The sequence below is a fragment of the Bradyrhizobium oropedii genome, from assembly GCF_020889685.1.
Lineage (GTDB): Bacteria > Pseudomonadota > Alphaproteobacteria > Rhizobiales > Xanthobacteraceae > Bradyrhizobium > Bradyrhizobium oropedii.
The window spans coordinates 19,628-40,622 of sequence record NZ_JACMYO010000014.1; the positions used below are offsets into that span (position 1 = coordinate 19,628).

Here is a 20,995-nt window from a genome sequence, read left to right on the forward strand (position 1 = left end):
TCCCAGAACGAGGCGCCTTCCGATGACGATGACCGAGCAAGCCCGTGACGCAAAACCCTCCGCGATCGACAAGGAGCGGCTGCGACGGAAATATCAGGAGGAGCGCAACAAGCGGCTGCGTCCTGACGGCAACGACCAGTATCTCGAGATCAAGGACCAGCTCGCACATTATCTCGAGGATCCCTACACGCCGGTCGTGGCGCGCGCGCCGAAGACCGACCACGTCAACTTCGCTTTCATCGGGGGCGGGTTTGCCGGGCTCGCCACTGCCGCGCGGCTGACCGAGGCCGGGGTCAAGGATGTGCGCATTGTCGAGAAGGGCGGCGATTTCGGCGGCACTTGGTACTGGAACCGATATCCCGGCGCGCAATGCGACACGGCCTCGATGGTCTACATGCCGCTGTTGGAAGAGACCGGCCACATGCCGTCGGAGAAATACGCGCATGCGCCCGAGATCCTGGCGCATTGCCAACGGATCGGCCGGCAGTTCAACCTCTACGACAACGCGCTGTTTCACACTGAGGTGACGAGCCTCGATTGGGACGCCGCGCAATCGCGCTGGATCATCCGCACCACCAGGGGCGACGCCTTCACCGCGCAATATGTCGGCATCGGCACCGGTCCGCTGCATGTGCCGAAGCTGCCCGGCATTCCCGGCATCGAGCGCTTCAAGGGCCACTCGTTCCACACCAGCCGCTGGGATTACGACTACACCGGCGGCGATCCCAAGCGCGGCTTGATGGATAAGCTTGCCGACAAGCGCGTCGGCATCATCGGCACCGGTGCAACGTCGGTACAGTGCATCCCGCACCTCGCGCGCGCCTGCAAGGAGCTCTACGTGTTCCAGCGCACGCCGTCGTCGGTCGATGTGCGCGGCAACGGCCCGATCGATCCCGGCTGGTTTGCCGATATCGCGAAGCCGGGCTGGCAACAGCGCTGGCTGGAGAATTTCACCGCCAACCAGGCCGGTGGATCCGCCGAGGAAGATCTGGTGCAGGACGGCTGGACCGACCTGTCGAAGCGGATCCGCGCCAAGGTCATGCTGCTGCCGCGCGAGCAGCGCACCGTGGAAAACATGCGGGCCGTCTTCGAGGATTCCGACTTCGAAAAGATGGAGGAGATCCGCAACCGCGTCGACACCATCGTCGGCGATCCCAAGACGGCGAAGGATCTCAAGGCCTGGTACGGTCAGCTCTGCAAGCGACCATGCTTCCACGACGCCTATCTTCAGGCGTTCAACACGCCGGGCACGCATCTGGTCGATACCGACGGCAAGGGCGTCGAGGAGATCACCGAGAACGGGATCGTCGTCGCGGGCAAGGAATATCCGCTCGACTGCATCATCTACGCATCCGGCTTCGAGGTCGGCACCGAATACAAGCGCCGGGCAGGTTTCGACGTGACGGGCCAGGACGGCATCAAGCTGTCGGAGCACTGGGCCGAGGGCATGCGCAGCAAGCACGGCATCCATGTGCATGGCTTCCCGAACCTGTTCTTCGTGCAGCCGACGCAGGGCGCCAATTTGATCTCCAACGTGCCGCACAACCTGACCGAAGCGGCGCGCACCATCGCTCTGACGGTCGGTCACGCGCAGCACAACGGCTTCAAGGAAATCGAAGTCAGCAAGGACGCCGAGAACCGCTGGGTCGAATTGCTGCTGACCGCGGTCGGCCGGATGATCGGCGGGCCCGATTGCACGCCCGGCTATTACAACAATGAGGGACGCGAGCCGGGGCCGGCGGCGAAGCTCAATGTCGGCTATCCGGCGGGCGCGCTGGCCTACTTCAAATATATCGACGAGTGGCGCAGCAGCGGCCAGTTCGAAGGCCTGCAGTTCCGCTGAACGATGTGCGATCGAGACTGAGTTTCCGCCAAACGAGGGAGTGCCTGTATATGACCCAGACAACCGCAGGCGAAGCGCCGCACGAAGGTCCGAAGGCGGCATCCGCGCCGGTCATCGCGCAGCACGAGGCCACGCTGAAGGCGCTGCCGTTCGCCGACACCAGGGATTTCGATGACGCCGCGCGCGGCTTCCTCGGCACCATCGAGAATGCGCGCGTCACCTCGGCCCAGGGCAGGGTGGTCTGGAGCCTCGAGCCGTACGGCTTCCTCTCGGACGAGAAGGCACCCGCGACCGTCGATCCGAGCCTGTGGCGGCAGTCGCGGCTCAACATGCATCACGGCCTGTTCGAGGTGGTGCCGGGTGTCTACCAGGTGCGCGGCCTCGACATCGCCAACATGACGCTGATCGAGGGCGACAAGGGCGTCATCGTGGTCGACACGCTGACCTCGATCGAAGGCGCGCGCGCCGCGGTGGAGCTGTACTTCCAGCATCGCGGCAAGCGGCCGGTCGCGGCCGTCATCTTCACCCACACCCACACTGATCATTGGGGCGGCGCACGCGGGGTGCTCGACGACGCCATGCTGGCGGCGGGCGTGCCGATCATCGCGCCGAACTTCTTCATGGAGCACGCGGTCTCCGAGAACATCATCGCGGGACCGGCGATGCTGCGCCGCGCGCAGTACCAGTTCGGGCCGTTCCTCGCCAAGGGCGCGCGCGGCCATGTCGATTGCGGTCTCGGCAAGACCATGGCGGCGGGCGGCGTCGCGCTGCTGCGGCCGACCGATTTGATCATCGCGACCGGCGACACGCGCGTGATCGACGGCGTTGAGTTCGAATTCCAGATGGCGCCGAACAGCGAAGCGCCGGCGGAGATGCACTTCTTCATCCCGCGCTACAGGCTGTTGAACCTCGCCGAGAACTGCACGCACAATTTCCACAATCTGCTGCCGTTCCGCGGCGCCGACGTGCGCGACGCGCTGGCCTGGTCGAAATATCTCGGCGAAGCCCTGCAGATGTGGGGCGGCAAGGCCGAGGCGATGTGCGGCCAGCATCACTGGCCGGTATGGGGACGCGAGCGGATCGACACCATGATCCGCGAGCAGCGCGACCTCTACAAATACGCGCACGACCAGACCATCCGGCTGATGAACCACGGGCTCAATGCGGCCGAGATTGCCGAGACGATCCGCCTGCCGCAAAGCCTGGAGGGCGCCTGGCACGGCCGCGGCTATTACGGCCATATCAGGCACAATGTGAAGGCGATCTATCAGAAGTATCTCGGCTGGTACGACGCCAATCCGGTCAATCTCAATTCCTTGCCGCCGGTCGAGGCCGGCAGGAAATATGTCGAGTATATGGGCGGTGCCGATGCGATCCTGAAACGCGCCGCGGCTGACTTCGCCAAGGGCGAATTCCGCTTCGTGGCGCAGGCCGTCAGCCACCTCGTGTTTGCAGAGCCTGACAACCAGGCGGCCCGCGCATTGCTGGCCGACACGTTCGAGCAGCTCGGCTATGCGGCCGAGAGTTCGACCTGGCGCAACGCCTATCTGTTCGGCGCGCAGGAGCTGCGGCAGGGCATGCCGAAGACGCCGCCGCGTTCGCCGATGCCGCGCGAGACGCTCGCTGCGCTCCGCACCGAGCAGCTCTGGGACGTGCTCGGCGTCCGCCTCAACGGCCCCAAGGCCGAAGGCAAGCGCATTGTGCTGAACTGGAGTTTTACTGACACCGGCGAGACCTTCGTACTCAATCTTGAAAATTCAGCCCTGACCTACGTCACGGGGGCGCAGGCGGCCGACGCGCACGCTAGCTTCACACTGGCGCGCAGCGTGCTCGACGAGGTCATCGCCAAGCTGACCACGTTCCCGGAAGCCGTCGGCGCCGGCAAGGTCAAGGTATCAGGCGATCCGCAGCGGCTCGGCGAATTGATGATGCTGATGGATGAATTCCCGCGGATGTTCGAGATCGTCGAGCCGAAGCGGACGGTGGTGACGTAGTAAGGTTCGTACCGTCTCGCCGGATCGAGCAACTCCGCCACCGTCACCCTGAGGAGCGCGTAGCGCGTATCGAAGGGTCGACGGCCCGGCTGGTGGCCGATTCATCCTTCGAGGCTCGCTCCGCTCGCACCTCCAGCGACAAAGGCGAAGCCTTTGCGCGGGGATGACGGGTGGATAAATTTGGCAAGGCGTCATTGCGAGGAGCGTAGCGACGAAGCAATCCATCTTTCCTCGCCTGGGAGAAGATGGATTGCTTCGCTTCGCTCGCAATGACGGGAGCGGGCGCCTCGATCGCTATCTCAAATCCCGAGATACGCCGCCTGCACCTGCTTGTTGTCGGCAAGCTCTGCACTCGAGCCCTGCATGATCACGTCGCCGCTTTCCAGCACATAGGCGCGCTGCACCAATGACAGCGCGCGGCTGACATTCTGCTCGACCAACAGTATCGCGGTGCCCATCTTGTGGATCTCGCCGATCTTCTCGAAGGTCACGTCGGTCATCACGGGGGCCAGGCCGAGCGAGGGCTCGTCCAGCATCAGCAAACGCGGCTTCAGCATCAGCCCGCGGCCGACCGCGACCATCTGCTGCTCGCCGCCGCTCATGGTGCCGGCGAGCTGCTTCCTGCGGTCGGCGAGCCGCGGGAAGATGCTGTAGACGAGCTCCATCGTGCGCGCCCGATCCGCCTTGGCTTTCGGCGTGTAGGCGCCGATTTCGAGATTTTCCTGCACCGTCATCTCGGGGAATACCTGGCGGCCTTCCGGAACATGCGCGATGCCGAGCTCGGGAATCCGGTACGGCGGCAGCGTGGCGAGGTCGACGCCGTCGAACGTGACCTTGCCGCCGAACAGTTTGACGAGGCCGGAGACGGCGCGCAGCGTCGTGCTCTTGCCGGCGCCGTTGGCCCCGAGCAGGCCGACGGCTTCGCCCTCGCCAATCGAAATGCTGACATCGGTAATGGCGGGGACCGAGCCGTAGCTGGCGCTGACGCCGGAGAGCTCAAGCATGAGCGTCTCCCTGCGCAGTCGGATGCACGTAGGAGCCGAGATAGGCGCGGATCACTTCCGGATTCTCCACGATCTCCTTCGGCGCGCCCTCGGCGATCTTCTGGCCATGGTCGAGCACCACGATGTGACGGGCCACCGCCATGATCGCGCGCATCACATGCTCGACGATCACGATGGTCAGGCCGCTGGCGGAAAGCTTCTTCACCAGCGCCACCGCCTGGTCGATCTCGGCCGGATTGAGCCCGGCCATCACCTCGTCGAGCAGCAGGATCCTTGGCTGCGTCGCAAGCGCGCGGGCCATCTCCAGGCGGCGCTGGTCGATGGTGGTGAGGTCGCGGGCACGGGTCTGCTCCCTGGCGCCGAGGCCGACGAACTCGATCGCCTCGCGCGCCTTCTTTTGCGCGGCGGCGACATGGCGATCGCGCAAGAAGGCGCCGGTCATCACATTGGCGAGCACCGTCATCGCACCGAACGGCTTTGCAACCTGGAAGGTGCGGGCCATGCCGAGCGCGCAGACGTCGTGCGGCTTGAGTCCCACGACCTCCTGGCCGAAAGCGAGCACCGAGCCGGAGTCCGGCCGGTGAAATCCCGTGATCAAGTGAAAGCTCGTGGTCTTGCCGGCGCCGTTCGGCCCGATCAGCGCCACCGTCTCGTTCTCCTGCACGGTGAAGCTGACGTCCTGCACGGCGCGCAGGCCGCCGAAGCGCTTGCTGAGACCCTTGATGACCAGTGCGTCTGCCATCGCGGCGACCTCAGGCGCGTGCCGGCTTGCGCCGGAGGGTGCGGTGATAGACATCGGTCGCGAACCCGATCAGCCCTGTCGGCCTCCACAGGATCACCGCCATCAGGATCAGGCTGTAGACGGTGAGCTGGATGCCGCCCACCGAGCTGCCGAGCCAGCTTTGCAGCAGCGCCGAGGTGGTCTCCAGCAGCACGGTGCCGATCACGGGCCCCCACAGCGTGCCGATGCCGCCGACGATCGAGACCAGCGCCGCCTCGATCGAGACGCTGAAGCTGAACGCGGTCGCGGGATCGATGAAGTAGATGTATTGCGTGTAGAAGGTGCCGGCGAGCGCGGTCAGGAACGCGCTGATCATGTAGATGTCGCGCTTGACCTTCGGCGCGTTGACGCCGATCGCTTCGGCGGCATCTTCATCTTCGCCGATCGCGACGAGGTAGTATCCGATCCAGGATTTCTCGATTTGGTGGGTGATCCACAGCCCGACCACGAGCAGGCCGAGCACGACGTAATAGTACGACGACTTCTCCTCGAACTGCATCATTAGCGGCGCGCTGCCGAGGTTGGGGATCGTGGTGCCTTCGGCGCCCCAGGCGAAGTCGCGGAACTTCAGGAAGATCAGCATCAGCACCTGCGCGGTGGCGATGGTGGCAATGGTGAAATAGGGGCCGCGCAGGCGGAAGCAGAGCCAGCCGATCGGCAGGCTCGCCAGCGTCGCGACCACGCCGCCGGCGATCATCCCGATCCAGGGCGAGATACCGTAGTTCACCTGCATGATGGTCGAGGTGTAGGCGCCGAGCCCGAAATAGGCGGCGTGTCCGAGCGACAGCTGCTTGGCATAGCCGCCCATCAAATTCCAGGCGACGCCGATGAAGGAGAACAGGAGGATGCGGATGAAGATGTCGATCGCGAACGACGAGCTGACGAGCTGGGGCAAAGCCAGCATGACGATTGCCCCGATCGCGAGCCACAGCCATTTCATGTTGCCTGAGGTCTGCATCAGCGGCCCCTCCTGGCGCCGAGGCCGCTCGGCCTGAAGGCGAGCGTCAGCAGCAGCAGCGCGAACACCACGATCAGGCCGGAATCCGCGCCCACGAACTGGATGCCGAGCGATTCCGCGATGCCCATCATCAGGCTCGCGACCAGCGCGCCCATCACATTGCCGAGCGTGCCCATCACGACGGCGACGAACGCCATCAGCACGAACACCTGGCCGACGAATGGATAGGCCGAATAGAACGGCATCAGCAGCGAGCCGGCCGCGCCCGCGAGCGCCAGCGCAGTACCGAACGCAACCGCGAACACGCGGTTCGGATTGATCCCCATCAGCATCGCGACGTCGCGGTTCTGCGACGCCGCCCGCATGGCGCGGCCGAGATCGGTGGTGTGGAGGAACACCCAGAGCAGCCCGCTCAGCGCCATCGCGACCGCGAAGGCGATCAGCTTTGCCACCGGGATGTAGAGTCCGCCGATGTGCCACGCCTCATCCGAATAGGAGGTGTGGACGGTGCGGTAGTTGGCGCTGAACAGCATCAGCGAGAGATTGAGCAGCAATAGCGACAGCGCGAAGGTCAGGAAGATCTGCGGCATGTCGTTCGGCCCGAGCACCCTGCGGATCAGGAAATGCTGGATCAGGACGCCGGCGACGAACAGCACCGGCATCGAGACCACCAGTGAGACCAGCGGATCGATACCGAACTGGGTGGCGAGGAAGAACGAGATATACATGCCGAGCATCACGAACTCGCCCTGGGCGAAATTCACGATCTTGACCACGCCGAAGATCAGCGTGACGCCGATGCTGACAAGCGCATAGATGCCGCCGATGAGCAGGCCGTTGATCACAGCCTGGGCTAGTGTCTCCCACATCTGATCCGACCGCGGCTCAGGTCTTCATCAGCGGGGCGCGGGCGTCTTCCTTGGGGAAGATGCTGGCGAGATCGGCATTCTGCCACTGCACGCCGACCGGACGGCCATAGACGTTCTTGCCGTCGGGGCCGAACTTCACCTTGCCGCCCGGCGCCATCGCCGCATAGCCCGAGGAGACGTCGAGCGTCGACAGCGCCTCGCGCACTTTCTTTGGATCGGCGGAGGCGGCGCGCTCCAGCGCGTCGGCCAGCATGAAGGTCTGCGCCACCAGGCCGCCGGCATATTCGAACGCGAACTCGCCGGTGCGCTTCTTGAATTCGGCGTTGACCTTCTGCGCATCGTCGTTGACGTCGTGGTTCCAGTGCGCGACGCCTTGCAGGCCTTCGGCGGCCTTGCCGACATTCTTGTAGAAGTCCGGCATCACGAAGCCGCCGGAGCCGCCATTGATCGCGATATTGAGCCCGACCTGCTTCACCGTGCGCACGATCAGGATGAGGTCGTTGAGGTAGGACAGCGAGAACAGCGTGTTGGCGCCGGAGGCCTTGACCTTGTTGATCAGCGGGCTCGCATCGGTGAATCCGGCCGAGTAGGGCTCGAACATCACGATCTCGACGCCTTCGCCCGGCGCCAGCTCCTTCAGCCCGTTCGAGGTGGAGGTGCCGAAGGCGGTGTTCTCGAAGATGACGGCGACCTTGGCCTGCTCGCTGACGAGCTTGGCCATCTGCAACTGCGCCTTGGCGAATTGCGAGGCGCGTGCGAACGGCGTGAACGTGTAGCTGCGGCCCTTGTTGAGCTGGTCGGAGCTCGAGCCGGTGATGATCGGAACGCGAGCGCGCTCGCAGACCTCGCTCGCGATCAAGGTCAGCGCGCTGGCGTAGCAGCCATGGATCGCCGACAGCTTGTTGCCCGATATCAGGCGATCGGTCTCGGTGCGCGTCACCGTGGTGTCGCTCTGCACATCGGAGACGATGAGATTGAGCTTGGCGCCGCCGAGCGACTTGATGCCGCCGGCCTCGTTGACCATGTCGACTGCGAGCTTGGCCGCGGCGACGCAACCGACGCCGATTTGCGCCATGCTGCCGGTGCTCGGATAGAGCGCGCCGATGTTGATCGGGTCGGCGGCCCAGCCGCGCAGCGGAACGGCGCCGAACGCGCCGGCCGCGAGCACGCCGCCGGATTTGACCAGGAACCTGCGGCGGTTCAGCTTTTTCTGCGAGGCTTTGGTCGGCACGGCATTATTAATGGCCGACGGCTTGCGGTCCCCTGTCATGGCGTTCCCCCTGTGCGACCGCGGCACGGTTGCTCCGTCCGCTCGCTTATTATTTTTTGCTCAAGCGGAGCACATAAGAGCACGTAATTCGGCAATCGCAAAGGCGATATCGGCCGAACTCAAGGGAGGAGTGTCGCGACTGGTGCGTCGCAACAATCGCGCGGCACGCGCGTCGGGGTTGGCTTTGCCGTGTAGGAGTTGACGCCGAGCCCGGCGGCATTATTGACAATCGAATGACCCAACGGACCGGCACGGACAGTGCCGGCCGGCCCGCCGGATCATTCGATCGGCCGCTGCAACGGCTACTCCGCGCTCGCCACCAGCTTGAAGCGCGGTTTGGCTTCCATCAGGCTGCGATAGGCGGCGAGATAGTCCAGCGCCATCCGGCGCGCGGTGAAGCGCGTCTCGAACTGCTTGCGGATCGCATCGCGATTGAGCGTCGAAAGGCGCCCGACGGAGGAGATCGCGCTGATCTCGTCTTCGACGATGAAGCCGGTCAGGCCATCCTCGATGATCTCGGGCACTGAACCGCGGTTATAGGCGATCACGGGCGTGCCGCAGGCCATCGCTTCGATCATCACGAGGCCGAACGGCTCCGGCCAGTCGATCGGAACCAGGAGCCCGATCGCGCCGCTGAGGAAGTCCGGCTTCTCGCGGTCGCTGATCTCGCCGATGAACTCGACCAGCGGATTGTTCGTGATCTGGGGCTTGATCAGTTCGTCGTAATATTCCTGGTCGGCGCGATCGACCTTGGCCGCGATCTTCAGCGGAATGCCGCAGCGGGTCGCGATCTTGATCGCGCGATCGACGCCTTTCTCCGGCGCGATGCGCCCGAGCACGGCGAGATAGGATTGCCTGGCCGGTTGCGGCGTCAGCAGATTCTCCGGCAGGCCGTGATGGATGGTACGCACCCAGTGCGCCTGCGGCACCGGCCGCCGCTGTGCGTTGGAGATCGAGATCACCGGGATTTTGGAGAAGGTATTGAAGACCGGCTGATGCTCCGGCAGGTCGAGCCGGCCGTGCAGCGTGGTCACGAACGGCGTCGGCTGCCGCGCGAACAGCGACCAAGGATAATAGTCGAGATGGCAGTGCAGGAAGTCGAACTCATCGTCGTCGGCTTTCTGCCGGACGCGTTCCAGCATCACCATGTGCAGCGCATTGGGATCGCGGACGGAGCCGTCGAGGCGCAGTGCCTTCGGCCAGGTCGCATCGAGCTTCGCGGAGGTCTGTGAATCGCCACTGGCGAATAACGTCACGTCATGTCCAAGCGTTACAAGTTCTTCGGTCAGCCAGTGCACGACCCGTTCGGTGCCGCCGTAGAGCTTGGGGGGAACAGCCTCCGTCAGCGGGGCAACCTGCGCGATGCGCATTTCTCCGTCTCCTTTTTGTGATGTGGAAGAATGAACTAGACCCTCAGCCCTCTGTTGGCACCGACATGCCAAAGACGGGAACGTTCTCGCACGTGCGAGGTTCCTTAGAAGTGGGAGTTCTGCCGCTTCTTTCTTCCATCACACTGTGGTCTTGCTGATGCCATCACGCTCCAACACGTTTTTGCCGACGCCAGCGTTGCAAAATTGTTGCGCAGTGATGGCTGCATCAAGGAATCCCGCCGCCCTTCACGTCATCGTGCACGAGAGCTTCGACTAAAATTTTCTCGTTCACCTTCAACAGCTTTTGCAGGACGTCATGGACCATCTGTCAGGATACGCGCATCGCCCGTTCCCCTTTGTGCTGCGCTATCTGCGCCGGCGGCTGCCGTCGCATGTTGTAATCTTGTCGGCCGTTGTCGTGGCGGTTGCCTGCTCGGTAGGCACGCAGTACGGCGTGAAGAATCTGGTCGACGCGTTGTCGGCCGGGCCGTCGGCCGCGAATGGCGTATGGCTGGCATTCGCTCTGCTCATGTCGCTGATCGCCGCCGACAACTTCATGTGGCGGATCGCGAGCTGGACCGCGAGCTACACCTTTGTCAGCGTCTCCGGCGACCTCCGCCGCGACATGTTCCGCCATCTCACCGGCCACGCGCCGAGCTATTTCACCGACCGGCTGCCGGGCATGCTCACCAGCCGGATCACGGCAACGTCGAACGCGGTGTACACCGTCGAGAACATGTTTGTATGGAACGTGTTGCCGCCTTGCATCGCGACCTTCGCGGCGATCACCCTGGTTGGAACCGTCAGCGTGACAATGTCAGCAGTGCTGATCCTGATCGCGGGAACCATGGTGGTGGCCATGTTCCGCATGGCGGCTGCCGGCCGGCCGCTGCATGACGATTTCGCCAACAGGGCGGCCGCTGTGGACGGCGAAATGGTCGACGTCATCAACAACCTGCCGCTGGTGCGCGCGTTCTGCGGCCTCGGCTACGAGCACGATCGCTTCGATGCGACGGTCAATCGGGAACTCGTCGCGCGCGGCCGTTCCCTGCGTTATCTCGAAAAGCTCCGCCTCGTTCACGCCGGCGTGACTGTTGTCCTGACGATCGCGATGCTGGCCTGGGCGCTCTCGCTCTGGCAGCAGGGCTTGGCCACCACCGGCGATGTCGTGCTGGTGTGCACGCTCGGCATCTCGATCCTCAGCGCCACCCGCGATCTCGCCGTCGCGTTGGTCGACGTCACCCAGCATGTCGCGCGCCTCACCGAGGCGCTGGCGACGTTGTTGCAGCCGCATGAGCTGAAGGACCATCCGGAAGCCGAGGTGCTGGTGAAGAGTGGCGCGGCGATCGCCTTCAACAATGTCTCGTTCCGCTATCCGGGCGGCCTTCAGGTGTTCGAACGCTTCAGCCTGCGCATCCAGCCCGGCCAACGCGTCGGACTGGTCGGCCAGTCCGGTGGTGGCAAGTCAACACTGTTTACCCTTCTGCAGCGCTTCTACGACGTCGAGCAGGGCAACATCACGGTCGATGGCCAGGACATCTCGCGCGTCACCCAACTGAGCCTGCGTGCGGCGATCTCCGTGGTGCCGCAGGATATCTCGCTGTTCCACCGTTCGATCCTGGAGAATATCCGCTATGGCCGGCCCGACGCCACCGACGACGAGGTGCTGCGGGCGGCGATCGCGGCGCGCTGCGACTTCATCGAAACCTTGCCCGAGGGCATGAACACCATCGTCGGCGATCGTGGCGTTAAGGTCTCGGGCGGTCAGCGTCAGCGGATCGCGATCGCACGCGCCTTCCTGAAGGACGCGCCGATCCTGCTGCTCGACGAGGCCACCGCGGCGCTCGATGCGGAATCCGAGGAGGCGATCCGCGAGGCGTTGTCGCGGCTGATGCGCGGGCGTACGGTGGTGGCGATCGCGCACCGCCTCGCGACCTTGCGCAGCTTCGACCGCGTGGTCGTGCTGCAGGGCGGCCGGATCGTCGAGGACGGTCCGCCCGATATCCTCGTGAAGGGAAGGGGTCCCTACCGCGACCTGGTCGCGCGCGAGATGGGCCGCCTCTCCACCAGCGCGGCCTGACCCCGCGTCATCAAGCCTGTTCTTGCGTTCCAGTGCGTTCGTTCGAGTCAGGAAAACGGCCAATAAAAGTCGCCAGAGGTTCAGATGGCAGCTGACGTCGTCACGCAGATCATCACTGCTCGCATCACTGAGCACGTCGCCGAATCGCCGTTCTACATTCCGATGACCGGGCCCGCGGCGCGGCCGCGGCGTTCGCTCAAGCATGACGACACCTTCATCGTGCTCGACAGCCATGGCGATATCGGCGCCTCGGCCGGGGGGCCGGACGGCCTGTTCAACGCCGACACGCGCTACCTCGCACGGCTGGAAATGGTGCTGGAGGACGTGCAGCCGCTGCTGCTCGGTTCCAACATGCGCGACGACAATTCGGCGCTGACCGTCGATCTGACCAATTCCGACGTCTATCGCGACGGCCGGCTGACCCTGCCGAAGGACACCCTGCACATCGTGCGCTCGATCTTCCTGTGGCGCGGCACGGCCTATCAGCGCATCGGCCTGCAGAACCACGGCGATCATGCCGCGAGCTTCGATCTCACGCTCTTGTTCGACAATGACTTTGCCGATCTGTTCGAGGTGCGCGGCGAGCGCCGGCCGCGGCGCGGCATCGGCTCGAGCAAGCTATTGGGGCCGACCGACGTCGTGCTGGAGTATTGCGGCCTCGACGAGCAGACGCGGATCACCGCGCTGCATTTCGATCCGCGGCCGACGCGGCTGTCGGTCAACGCCGCGACCTATCATTTCGACCTCGAGCCCGGGCAGGTGACGTCTCTGTTCGTCGCGGTCTCCTGCAACAAGCCGATCATGCAGAAGCCGGCGCCGTTCTTCCGCGGGCTGCTGGCGCATCGCCGCGAGATGCGCAACTCGTCGGCCGGTGCGGCCTCGATCGAGACCTCGAACAACATCTTCAACGAGGTGCTGTGCCAGGCGATGGCCGACCTCAACATGCTGATGACCGAGACGCCGCAGGGCCGTTACCCCTATGCCGGCATTCCCTGGTACTCGACGACGTTCGGCCGCGACGGGCTGATCACCGCGCTGCAGATGCTGTGGGTCGATCCGCGGATCGCCAAGGGCGTGCTGAAGCGGCTCGCGCTGTTCCAGGCCAAGGCGGTCGATCCGCTGGCCGATGCCGCGCCGGGCAAAATCCTGCACGAGATGCGCGGCGGTGAGATGGCTGCGCTTCGCGAGGTGCCGTTCGCGCATTATTACGGCAGCGTCGATTCGACTCCGCTGTTCGTGCTGCTGGCAGGGCTCTATCTGGAGCGCACCGGCGACGTGGAGACGTTGCGCGAACTGTGGCCGGCGGTGGAGGCCGGATTGCAATGGATCGACGGTCCCGGCGATCCCGATCGCGACGGGTTCGTTGAATATCAGCGCGCGACCGACGAGGGGCTTCGCAATCAAGGCTGGAAGGACTCCTTCGACGCTATCTTCCACGCCGACGGAACGCTCGCCGAAGGCAATATTGCGCTCGCGGAAGTGCAGGGCTACGTGTTCGCGGGCAAGCAGCTTGCGGCGCGTGCGGCGCGCACACTTGGCTTTGCCGATAAGGCTGCCAAGCTGGATGCGGAGGCCGAGCGGCTGCGCGAGCGGTTCGAAGAGGCGTTCTGGTGCGAGGAACTCGGCACCTATGCGCTCGCGCTCGACGGCACCAAGCGGCCGTGCAAGGTGCGCACGTCGAATGCCGGACAGACCTTGTTTTCCGGCATGGTGCGGGAGGACCGCGCACGGCGGGTCGCCGCCGACCTGATGAGCCAGAAATTCTTCTCGGGCTGGGGCATCCGCACCGTCGCCGCGGGCGAGGCGCGCTACAACCCGATGTCCTATCACGACGGCTCGATCTGGCCGCATGACAATGCGCTGATCGCACTCGGGTTTGCCCGCTACGGCCTCAAGCATTCGGTCGCGCATCTGTTCAAGGGCCTGTTCGACGCCGCAAGCTATATGGAGTTGCGGCGGCTGCCCGAGCTGTTCTGCGGCTTCCGTCGCGAACGCCGGCGCGGCCCCGTGCTCTATCCTGTCGCCTGCGCGCCGCAGGCCTGGGCCAGCGCGACGCCGTTCACGCTGCTCGAGGCGGCGCTCGGACTGGAGTTCGACACGACGCGTGGCGAGATACGGCTGCGCGATCCGCGGCTGCCGGAATTCCTCAACGACGTGGTGCTGCGTGATCTCAGGCTCGGCGCGTCCAGCGTCGATCTGAGGCTGCGCCGCCACGGCGACGAGGTGTCGCTCGAAGTGTTGCGCACGCGCGGCCAGATCCAGGTGTCGATCGTGCTGACGCATTGAGCGTCGTCGCGCGGCATGCGCGCCAGGAAAATCGTGGGGAGAGGTACATGCGTCCGAGGATCATGGTTATGCTGGTCGCAGCCGCGCTGCTGACATGCGCGGGTGTCCGTGCCGCCGACGACGCAGCGCCGGCACCGGCGCCATCACCGCCGCCGGTGGCCGAGGCGCCGCCAACAGCTCCTGTACCGCCGCCGGCGCCGAAGGAGCAGGCCAAGGAGCCGTCGCCGCCGCCGTCGGTGACCGTGATCGGAGCGCGCGATGCGCACGGCATTCTCGGGCGCGACGTTCGCAGTTCCGCCAACGAGGACATGGGCCGCATCGTCGACGTCATCGTCGACCGCGACGGCAAGGTCCGCGCCGCGGTGATCGATTTCGGCGGCTTTCTCGGCGTCGGCAGCCGCAAGATCGTGGTCGACTGGAACGCGCTGCGCTTCGCCGGCGTTTCCAGCAAGAGCGACAGCATCACGCTGGACCTCAACAAGCAGCAGGTGAGCGCTGCGCCTGAATACAAGGAAGATACGCCGCTGATCGTGCTGGGCGCGGCCGGCAATCTCCACCCATGGGATTACGAACATTAGGGGGCTGAAGCTGGTCGCGCGTCCGAACCCTTCTTTCGAGACGGTTGGCGACGATCGTGGCGAGCGATCAGCCGGCGGCACCAATATTGTGTCGATCCCCCCTGATCAGCCCAGTCCGGAGGGGCCGCGCGCGCCATCGCGCGAAAGCCAGCGCGGGCTCGACTGGTTCATCTTCTTCCTGGCCGACGTGCAGACCGGCTTCGGCCCGTTTATCGCAGTCTATCTGACGACGCAGAAATGGACCCAGGTCGAGATCGGCTTCGTGCTCTCGATCGGCGGCATCATCGGCCTGCTGGGCCAGATGCCCGGCGGGGCGATCGTCGACGCGGCCCGCTCGGAGAAGGTCGTCGCGGGCTGTGCGGTGGCCGCGATCGGCGCCAGCGCGCTGGCCTACGCGCTGTGGCCGATCTTCCCCCGTGGTGACGCTCGCCGCGGCACTGCACGCGCTCGCAAGCTGCGTGCTCGGTCCGGCAATCGCCGCGATCAGCCTCGGCCTGGTCGGGCCGCTTGCAATCGGCGAACGGCTCGGCCGCAATGCGCGGTTCGCCTCGCTCGGCAGCGGCTCGGCTGCGGCGCTGATGGGCGCCTGCGGCTATTTTCTGTCGAGCCGTTCCGTGTTCCTCGTCACCTTCATCCTGGCGATCCCGACCTTGTTGTCGCTGGCACGGATCCGCGAGCGCGAGATCGACATCGCGCAGGCGCATGGTGAGGTGAAGCGTGAGGTTCCCGACAAGCGCGCCACCAGCGTCTTCACTCTGGTGCGGCACCGGACACTGCTAATCTTTGCCGGCGCGATGATGCTGTTCCAGCTGGCCAATGCCGCGATGCTGCCGCTGATGGCGGGCGTGGTCACGACGCGGTCGAGCCAATGGGCGCCGGTCCTGATTGCGGCATGCATCATCGTGCCGCAGGCGATCGTCGCGTTGTGCTCGCCGTCGGTCGGCCGCAAGGCCCAGGCTGTGGGCCGGCGGCCATTGCTCTTGCTGGCCTTCGCCTCGCTGGCGATCCGCGGCCTGTTGTTCGCAACGGTGCGCGATCCCTATCTGCTGGTCGCGGTGCAGATATTCGACGGCATCACCGCGGCGATCTTCAGCGTGCTGGTGCCGCTGATCGTGGCCGACGTTGCGTTCGGCAGCGGCCATTTCAACCTGGCGCAGGGCATTGTCGGCACTGCGGTCGGCATCGGCGCGTCGCTCAGCACGGTGCTGGCCGGTTATGTCAGCGACAAGCTCGGCAGCGGCACCGCCTTCATGGGCCTGGCCGGCGTCGCAGCCCTCGGGCTGTTCATGATCTGGCTGGTGATGCCGGAGACGCGGCGGACAGCATGACGGCGAGGCGCGGCCGCATTGGCCACCATCTTCCGGATAAGGGATTTCGGCTGTCGCAGGGCGGTTTTGGCCGGGCGGTACCCTTCCTCCTGCATCCGCCGTCATATATGAATGAATAGTCCCCCAGAGCGAGGGTCTGCGGCGTGGAACCGCGGCAGCGATTAATCAATCCAAAATCGTGATCTGGTACGGATCGACTCAGCGCGGGCAGGCATTTCGACCGAGGAATCGCATGGTAAATCGAACGACGACGGCGCAAACCACCGGAGCGATGCGGCGTTGGGGGCATCCCGCCATTGTGACATTCGCGGCGATGGTCACACTTGCGCCACTGACCGGCGGCGCGGCGGCAAAGCAGCAGCGTTCCGCGGCAACCATCGAGGCGACGGCACCGCGTACCGCGGGCGAGCCGATCATGGCGATCGTGTCGATCAAGGCCCAAAAAGTCACGTTCTACGACGCGGATGGCTGGATCTACCGCGCGCCGGTGTCGAGCGGCGTCAAGGGACGCGAGACGCCGGCCGGCATCTTTGCGCTGGTCGAGAAGGACAAGGACCATCACTCAACCATGTACGACGATGCCTGGATGCCGAACATGCAGCGCATCACCTGGAACGGCATTGCGCTGCATGGCGGGCCGCTGCCGGGCTATGCGGCCTCCCATGGCTGCGTCCGGATGCCCTATGACTTTGCCGAGAAGCTGTTCGACAGGACGCGAATCGGAATGCGCGTGATCATCGCGCCGAACGACCCGGAGCCGGTCGATTTCACCCACTCGGCGCTGTTCGTGCCGAACGCACAGGCCATCGCGGCTGCTCCGGCGCGTGCCGAGAAGCTGGCTCGCGAGGCGGCGGATGCCGCCAAGACCGCTGACGAGGCGAAGAAGGCTTCCGCGGTTGCGACGAAGGAAGCGGCACAGTCCACGCCGGCGTCGCTGCGCAAGCTGGAACAGATCAAGACCCGCGCCGATGCTGCGGTTGCGTTCGCCGACAAGACGCTCGCCGCGGCTAAATCCGACCAGGCCAAGGCGCGTGCCGAGGATTTGAAGCAGAAGGCCGCTGCCAAGGCTGCGGAGGCGACCACCCAGTTCGAGGCCGCCCAGGGTGACGCGAAGCCGAAGCTCGATGCCGCAGCCGCCGCGAAGGAAGCCTTCAAGGCGGCCGAGAGCAAGAAGGCCGACACCCAGAAGGCGGCGACCGAGGCCAAGCTCGCGCTGGAGCCGGTCTCGGTCTACATCAGTCGGGCGACGCAGAAGCTCTACGTCCGGCGCAACACCCATAAGCCATGGGCTGACGGCGGCGAGGTGTTCGATTCCAGCATCGAGGTTCCCGTCACGATCCGTGATCCGGACAAGCCGATCGGCACACATATCTTCACGGCGATGGCGCGCAACGACTCCGGCCTGCGCTGGACCGAGGTGACGATCGACGATGGCGACAACGCCAAGGACGCGCTCGACCGCGTCACCATCCCGCAGGATGTGCTGGATCGCATTGCGCCGACCGCCGTGCCGCGCTCCTCGATCATCATTTCGGATGAGCCGTTGAGCGCCGAGACCAACTACCGCACCGAGTTCGTCGCCGTGCTGAGCAACCAGCCCCAGGGTGGTTTCATCACGCGCAAGCCGACGCCGCGGCCGATGGATGAGGATTACCCGGTTGCAAGCAGGGACGAGGATGGTTTCGGCTTCTTCTCTCAGCGCAGCTGGAATCCCCAGTCCGGCACCCAATACGGCTATCCCCAATACGGCAATCCTCAAGGGCCGACCCAGTACGGCAATCCGTATTATGGCAATCCGCAGGCCGCCAATCCGCGCCGGCGCGGCGGCCAGTACTACTGGCAATCGCAGGACTGGTAGCAGGACGCTGACGGCGTAGCCGCCGATCAGGCCAGCACTGAGAACGTTGGACGGCGGTGTGATGCCGCCGTCCAATTGCGTTGTGCAGTTACGGTCGAGCTTCCAGGATCAGGTTGAACGGCGTTTCCGCCGCGCGGCGGAAACGTGAGAAGCCGGCCTGACGCGCGACTTCGCGCAGCCTGGTTTCTCCGGCCTGCGCACCGAGCGCGAGCCCGACTTCCTGATCCAGCGACGCCGGCGTGCAGATCATGGTCGAAGCGGCGTAGTAGATGCGTCCGATCGGGTTGAGGTTGTCCTCCAGCCGGTCGTTGGCGAACGGCTCGATCAACATGCAGGTGCCGTCGTCGGCGAGGGTGGAGCGGGTGTGCTTGAGGGCGCCGACCGGATCTCCCATGTCGTGCAGGCAGTCGAAGAAGCACACCAGGTCATAGTTGTTGGCAGGGAAGTCCTTGGCGGAGTGCGTCTGGAAATGAACGCGGTCCGACAGTCCGGCCTCCCGCGCGGACTGCCGCGCGGCGTGGATCGAGCCCTCGTGATAGTCGAAGCCGTAGAAGGTTGATTTCGGAAATGCCTCCGCCATCAACCGTGTCGAGACGCCGTGCCCGCAGCCGACGTCAGCCACGATGGCGCCTTTCTTCAGCTTGTCGACGACGCCCTCGAGCGCGGGCAGCCATTCCTGGACCAGATAGTGCTTGTAGCTGGTGCGGAAGAAGCGGGCGGTGCCGCAGAACAGGCACTCGCTGCGCCTGTTCCAGCCGACGCCCTTGCCGGTCTTGAACGCATCGGTAATCTTCGGCTCGTCGAGAAAGGTCGCGCCGACAAGGCTCCCCACAGCGCCGAGGAAGACCGGGCTGTCCTCGTTGGCAAGTGCCAGCGCCTGCTCGGGCAGCATCGAGAATTTTCCGGTGGCGCTGTCGTATTCGACGTAGCCGGAAGCTGCCTGCGCCGAGAGCCATTCCTGAACGTAACGTCCGGCTGTTCCCGTTGCCTTGGCCAGGGCCGCGGCGTTCATCGGACCTTGCTCTGCAAGAGTCTTGTAAAGCCCGAGCTTGTCTCCCAGCAGCATCAGCGAGGCGTTCATCGCCGCGCCGACATCGCCAATCATCTTTCCCATGAATGAATTAAGACGCTCCTCGTTGACGTCCATGATGTTCCTCCATCGCAATCGGGTTTTGCAAAAAGTCCATCATTGCCAATTTCATGCTTGCGCGATCGTCCAGGCAAATAGCCGTGGGTGCGGACATGATCGCACGAATGGGCTCGGCGGCGGAGACGGAATGTCACAAACCAGCTGGGATGCCAGAGCGGCCTCCTTCACAAGCTTGCGAGGCGAACGCCTTACGCCGCCGCCCGCGGCATGATGAGCTTTCTGTACAGCGCGCCGTAGCAGGCGGCCGACAGGTCCCAGCTGTAGGACTTGGCCATCGCGCTCGAACGCATGGCGTTGAGGCGATCCTTGGCGCGATAGGCGTCGAAGGCGCGCCTGACACCGCCGAGGAAGGATTCCGCCGAGGGCTGTGCGAACAGGAAGCCGGTCTCGCCGTCGGCGATGGTCTCCGCAAGCCCGCCGGTCTGGTGGCCGATCGGCAGCGAGCCGAAGCGCTGGGCATACATCTGGCTGAGGCCGCAGGGCTCGAAGCGCGACGGCATCAAGGTGAAGTCGCTACCGGCGAAGATCCGGCGCGCCTGCGCGTCGTTGAATCCGATGATGACGCCGATCGCGTCGGGGCGGCGCCGATGGGCGGTCACCAGCGCATCCTCGATCGCGGTTTCGCCGCTGCCGGTGACGACGATCTGCCCGCCGTCCCTGATGATCTCGTCGGCAGCCGACAGCACGAGGTCGACGCCTTTCTGATGCACGAGCCGCGCAACCAGGCCGAAGATCGGCCCGCGCGAGACCGCAAGCCCGAACTGCCGGCGGACATAGTCGGCGTTGGCCTGCTTGCCCTTCCAGTCGCCGGCGCCGAACGGCTGTGCGAGCTGCGCGCAGTGACGCGGGTCCCAGCTCTCGTCGATGCCGTTCAGGATGCCGGTCAGCTGGTCGGCGTCGGAGCGCACCCGTAGCAGGCCCTCCAGCCCGCAGCCGAGTTCAGCCGTGGTGATCTCCTTCGCATAGGTCGCGCTGACCGTGGTCAGATGCGAGGCGTAGACGAGGCCGCCCTTGAGGAAGGAGAGCTTGTCGTAGAACTCCAGCCCATCGATGTGGAATGAGCTCTCCGGTGCGCCGATCCGCCGCAGCGAGTCCTTCGGAAACAGGCCCTGATAGGCGAGATTGTGGATGGTCAGGATCGACGGAATCCGTAGCTGACGCCATGCGAGGTAGGCAGGTGTGAGCGCGGCCTGCCAGTCGTTGGCGTGAACGAGGTCCGCTGCCCAATTCTTGTCCAGCGTTCCGGCTGCAAGTTCGGCAGCGGCGGAGGCAAAGCGGCCGAAGCGGATGTCGTTGTCGGGCCAGTCGCGGCCGGACTCATCGCCATAGGGATTGCCCGGCCGGTCGTAGAGCTCTGGACACAGCAGCACATAGACCGGCAGCCCGTCTTTGGTCGATGCGCGCCCGAGCGTGCAGGCCGGCATCTCCGCAAGTGCTGCGCATTGTCCAACGATTTCAATATGCGTGAACTGTTCGACGACGTCCCGGTAACCGGGAAGCATGATCCGCACGTCGCTCCAGGGCCGAAGCGCCCGGGGAAGTGCAGCGGAAACGGCGCCGAGCCCGCCCACGCGGACGAAATCGTCCATCTCGGTCGTGACGAATAAGACCTTCAACAAGCGCCCT

General features: G+C 64.9%; 14 protein-coding genes and 1 pseudogene. 7 read left to right on the forward strand and 8 right to left on the reverse strand.

Features of this window, described 5'->3' with window-relative positions; translation table 11 throughout:
- The first annotated feature begins 22 nt into the window (after positions 1-22).
- Both H8A95_RS06470 and H8A95_RS06475 read left to right on the forward strand, forming a co-directional pair.
- Positions 23-1,843 (forward strand): flavin-containing monooxygenase, encoded by a 1,821-nt coding sequence (locus tag H8A95_RS06470; protein ID WP_229182405.1) that lies wholly within the window; start codon positions 23-25, stop codon positions 1,841-1,843.
- A gap of 50 nt (positions 1,844-1,893) precedes the next feature.
- On the forward strand, positions 1,894-3,837 hold the full coding sequence (locus H8A95_RS06475) for an alkyl/aryl-sulfatase (protein ID WP_229182406.1): 1,944 nt from the start codon (positions 1,894-1,896) through the stop codon (positions 3,835-3,837).
- A gap of 299 nt (positions 3,838-4,136) precedes the next feature.
- Here H8A95_RS06475 and H8A95_RS06480 read toward each other — a convergent pair whose 3' ends face one another.
- The 6 genes from H8A95_RS06480 to H8A95_RS06505 form a co-directional block, all read right to left on the reverse strand.
- Positions 4,137-4,841 (reverse strand): ABC transporter ATP-binding protein, encoded by a 705-nt coding sequence (locus H8A95_RS06480; RefSeq protein WP_229182407.1) that lies wholly within the window; start codon positions 4,839-4,841, stop codon positions 4,137-4,139.
- The gene (locus tag H8A95_RS06485) at positions 4,834-5,583 is read right to left on the reverse strand and encodes an ABC transporter ATP-binding protein (protein WP_229182408.1); all 750 of its coding nucleotides are present in this window, start codon (positions 5,581-5,583) and stop codon (positions 4,834-4,836) included. The genes H8A95_RS06480 and H8A95_RS06485 overlap by 8 nt, the downstream gene beginning before the upstream one ends.
- A gap of 10 nt (positions 5,584-5,593) precedes the next feature.
- Positions 5,594-6,580, reverse strand: coding sequence for a branched-chain amino acid ABC transporter permease (locus tag H8A95_RS06490; RefSeq protein WP_229182409.1), 987 nt, complete (start codon positions 6,578-6,580; stop codon positions 5,594-5,596).
- Positions 6,580-7,449: a branched-chain amino acid ABC transporter permease gene (locus H8A95_RS06495; protein ID WP_229182410.1), complete on the reverse strand. Its 870-nt coding sequence runs from the start codon at positions 7,447-7,449 to the stop codon at positions 6,580-6,582. The genes H8A95_RS06490 and H8A95_RS06495 overlap by 1 nt, the downstream gene beginning before the upstream one ends.
- 16 nt (positions 7,450-7,465) lie before the next feature.
- Positions 7,466-8,719, reverse strand: coding sequence for an ABC transporter substrate-binding protein (locus H8A95_RS06500; protein WP_229182411.1), 1,254 nt, complete (start codon positions 8,717-8,719; stop codon positions 7,466-7,468).
- A 302-nt stretch (positions 8,720-9,021) separates the two neighbouring features.
- Positions 9,022-10,089 (reverse strand): glycosyltransferase family 4 protein, encoded by a 1,068-nt coding sequence (locus H8A95_RS06505; RefSeq protein WP_229182412.1) that lies wholly within the window; start codon positions 10,087-10,089, stop codon positions 9,022-9,024.
- A gap of 316 nt (positions 10,090-10,405) precedes the next feature.
- On the opposite strand from H8A95_RS06505, the gene H8A95_RS06510 reads away from it, so the two are divergent.
- The 5 genes and pseudogenes from H8A95_RS06510 (at position 10,406) to H8A95_RS06530 (ending at position 18,219) form a co-directional block, all read left to right on the forward strand.
- Entirely contained in the window at positions 10,406-12,169 is a 1,764-nt protein-coding gene (locus H8A95_RS06510; RefSeq protein WP_229182413.1) for an ABC transporter ATP-binding protein, read from the forward strand.
- Between the two features lie 84 nt (positions 12,170-12,253).
- The gene (locus tag H8A95_RS06515) at positions 12,254-14,455 is read left to right on the forward strand and encodes an amylo-alpha-1,6-glucosidase (RefSeq protein WP_229182414.1); all 2,202 of its coding nucleotides are present in this window, start codon (positions 12,254-12,256) and stop codon (positions 14,453-14,455) included.
- A 47-nt stretch (positions 14,456-14,502) separates the two neighbouring features.
- Positions 14,503-15,033 (forward strand): PRC-barrel domain-containing protein, encoded by a 531-nt coding sequence (locus H8A95_RS06520; protein ID WP_229182415.1) that lies wholly within the window; start codon positions 14,503-14,505, stop codon positions 15,031-15,033.
- Between the two features lie 88 nt (positions 15,034-15,121).
- Positions 15,122-16,361: pseudogene (locus tag H8A95_RS06525) on the forward strand (MFS transporter).
- Between the two features lie 232 nt (positions 16,362-16,593).
- The gene (locus H8A95_RS06530) at positions 16,594-18,219 is read left to right on the forward strand and encodes a L,D-transpeptidase (protein ID WP_229182416.1); all 1,626 of its coding nucleotides are present in this window, start codon (positions 16,594-16,596) and stop codon (positions 18,217-18,219) included.
- An 88-nt stretch (positions 18,220-18,307) separates the two neighbouring features.
- On the opposite strand, the gene H8A95_RS06535 is transcribed toward H8A95_RS06530, so the two are convergent.
- Entirely contained in the window at positions 18,308-19,366 is a 1,059-nt protein-coding gene (locus H8A95_RS06535; protein WP_229182417.1) for a class I SAM-dependent methyltransferase, read from the reverse strand.
- A gap of 191 nt (positions 19,367-19,557) precedes the next feature.
- The gene (gene glgA / locus H8A95_RS06540; RefSeq protein WP_229182418.1) at positions 19,558-20,985 is read right to left on the reverse strand and encodes a glycogen synthase GlgA; all 1,428 of its coding nucleotides are present in this window, start codon (positions 20,983-20,985) and stop codon (positions 19,558-19,560) included.
- Positions 20,986-20,995: the final 10 nt, after the last annotated feature.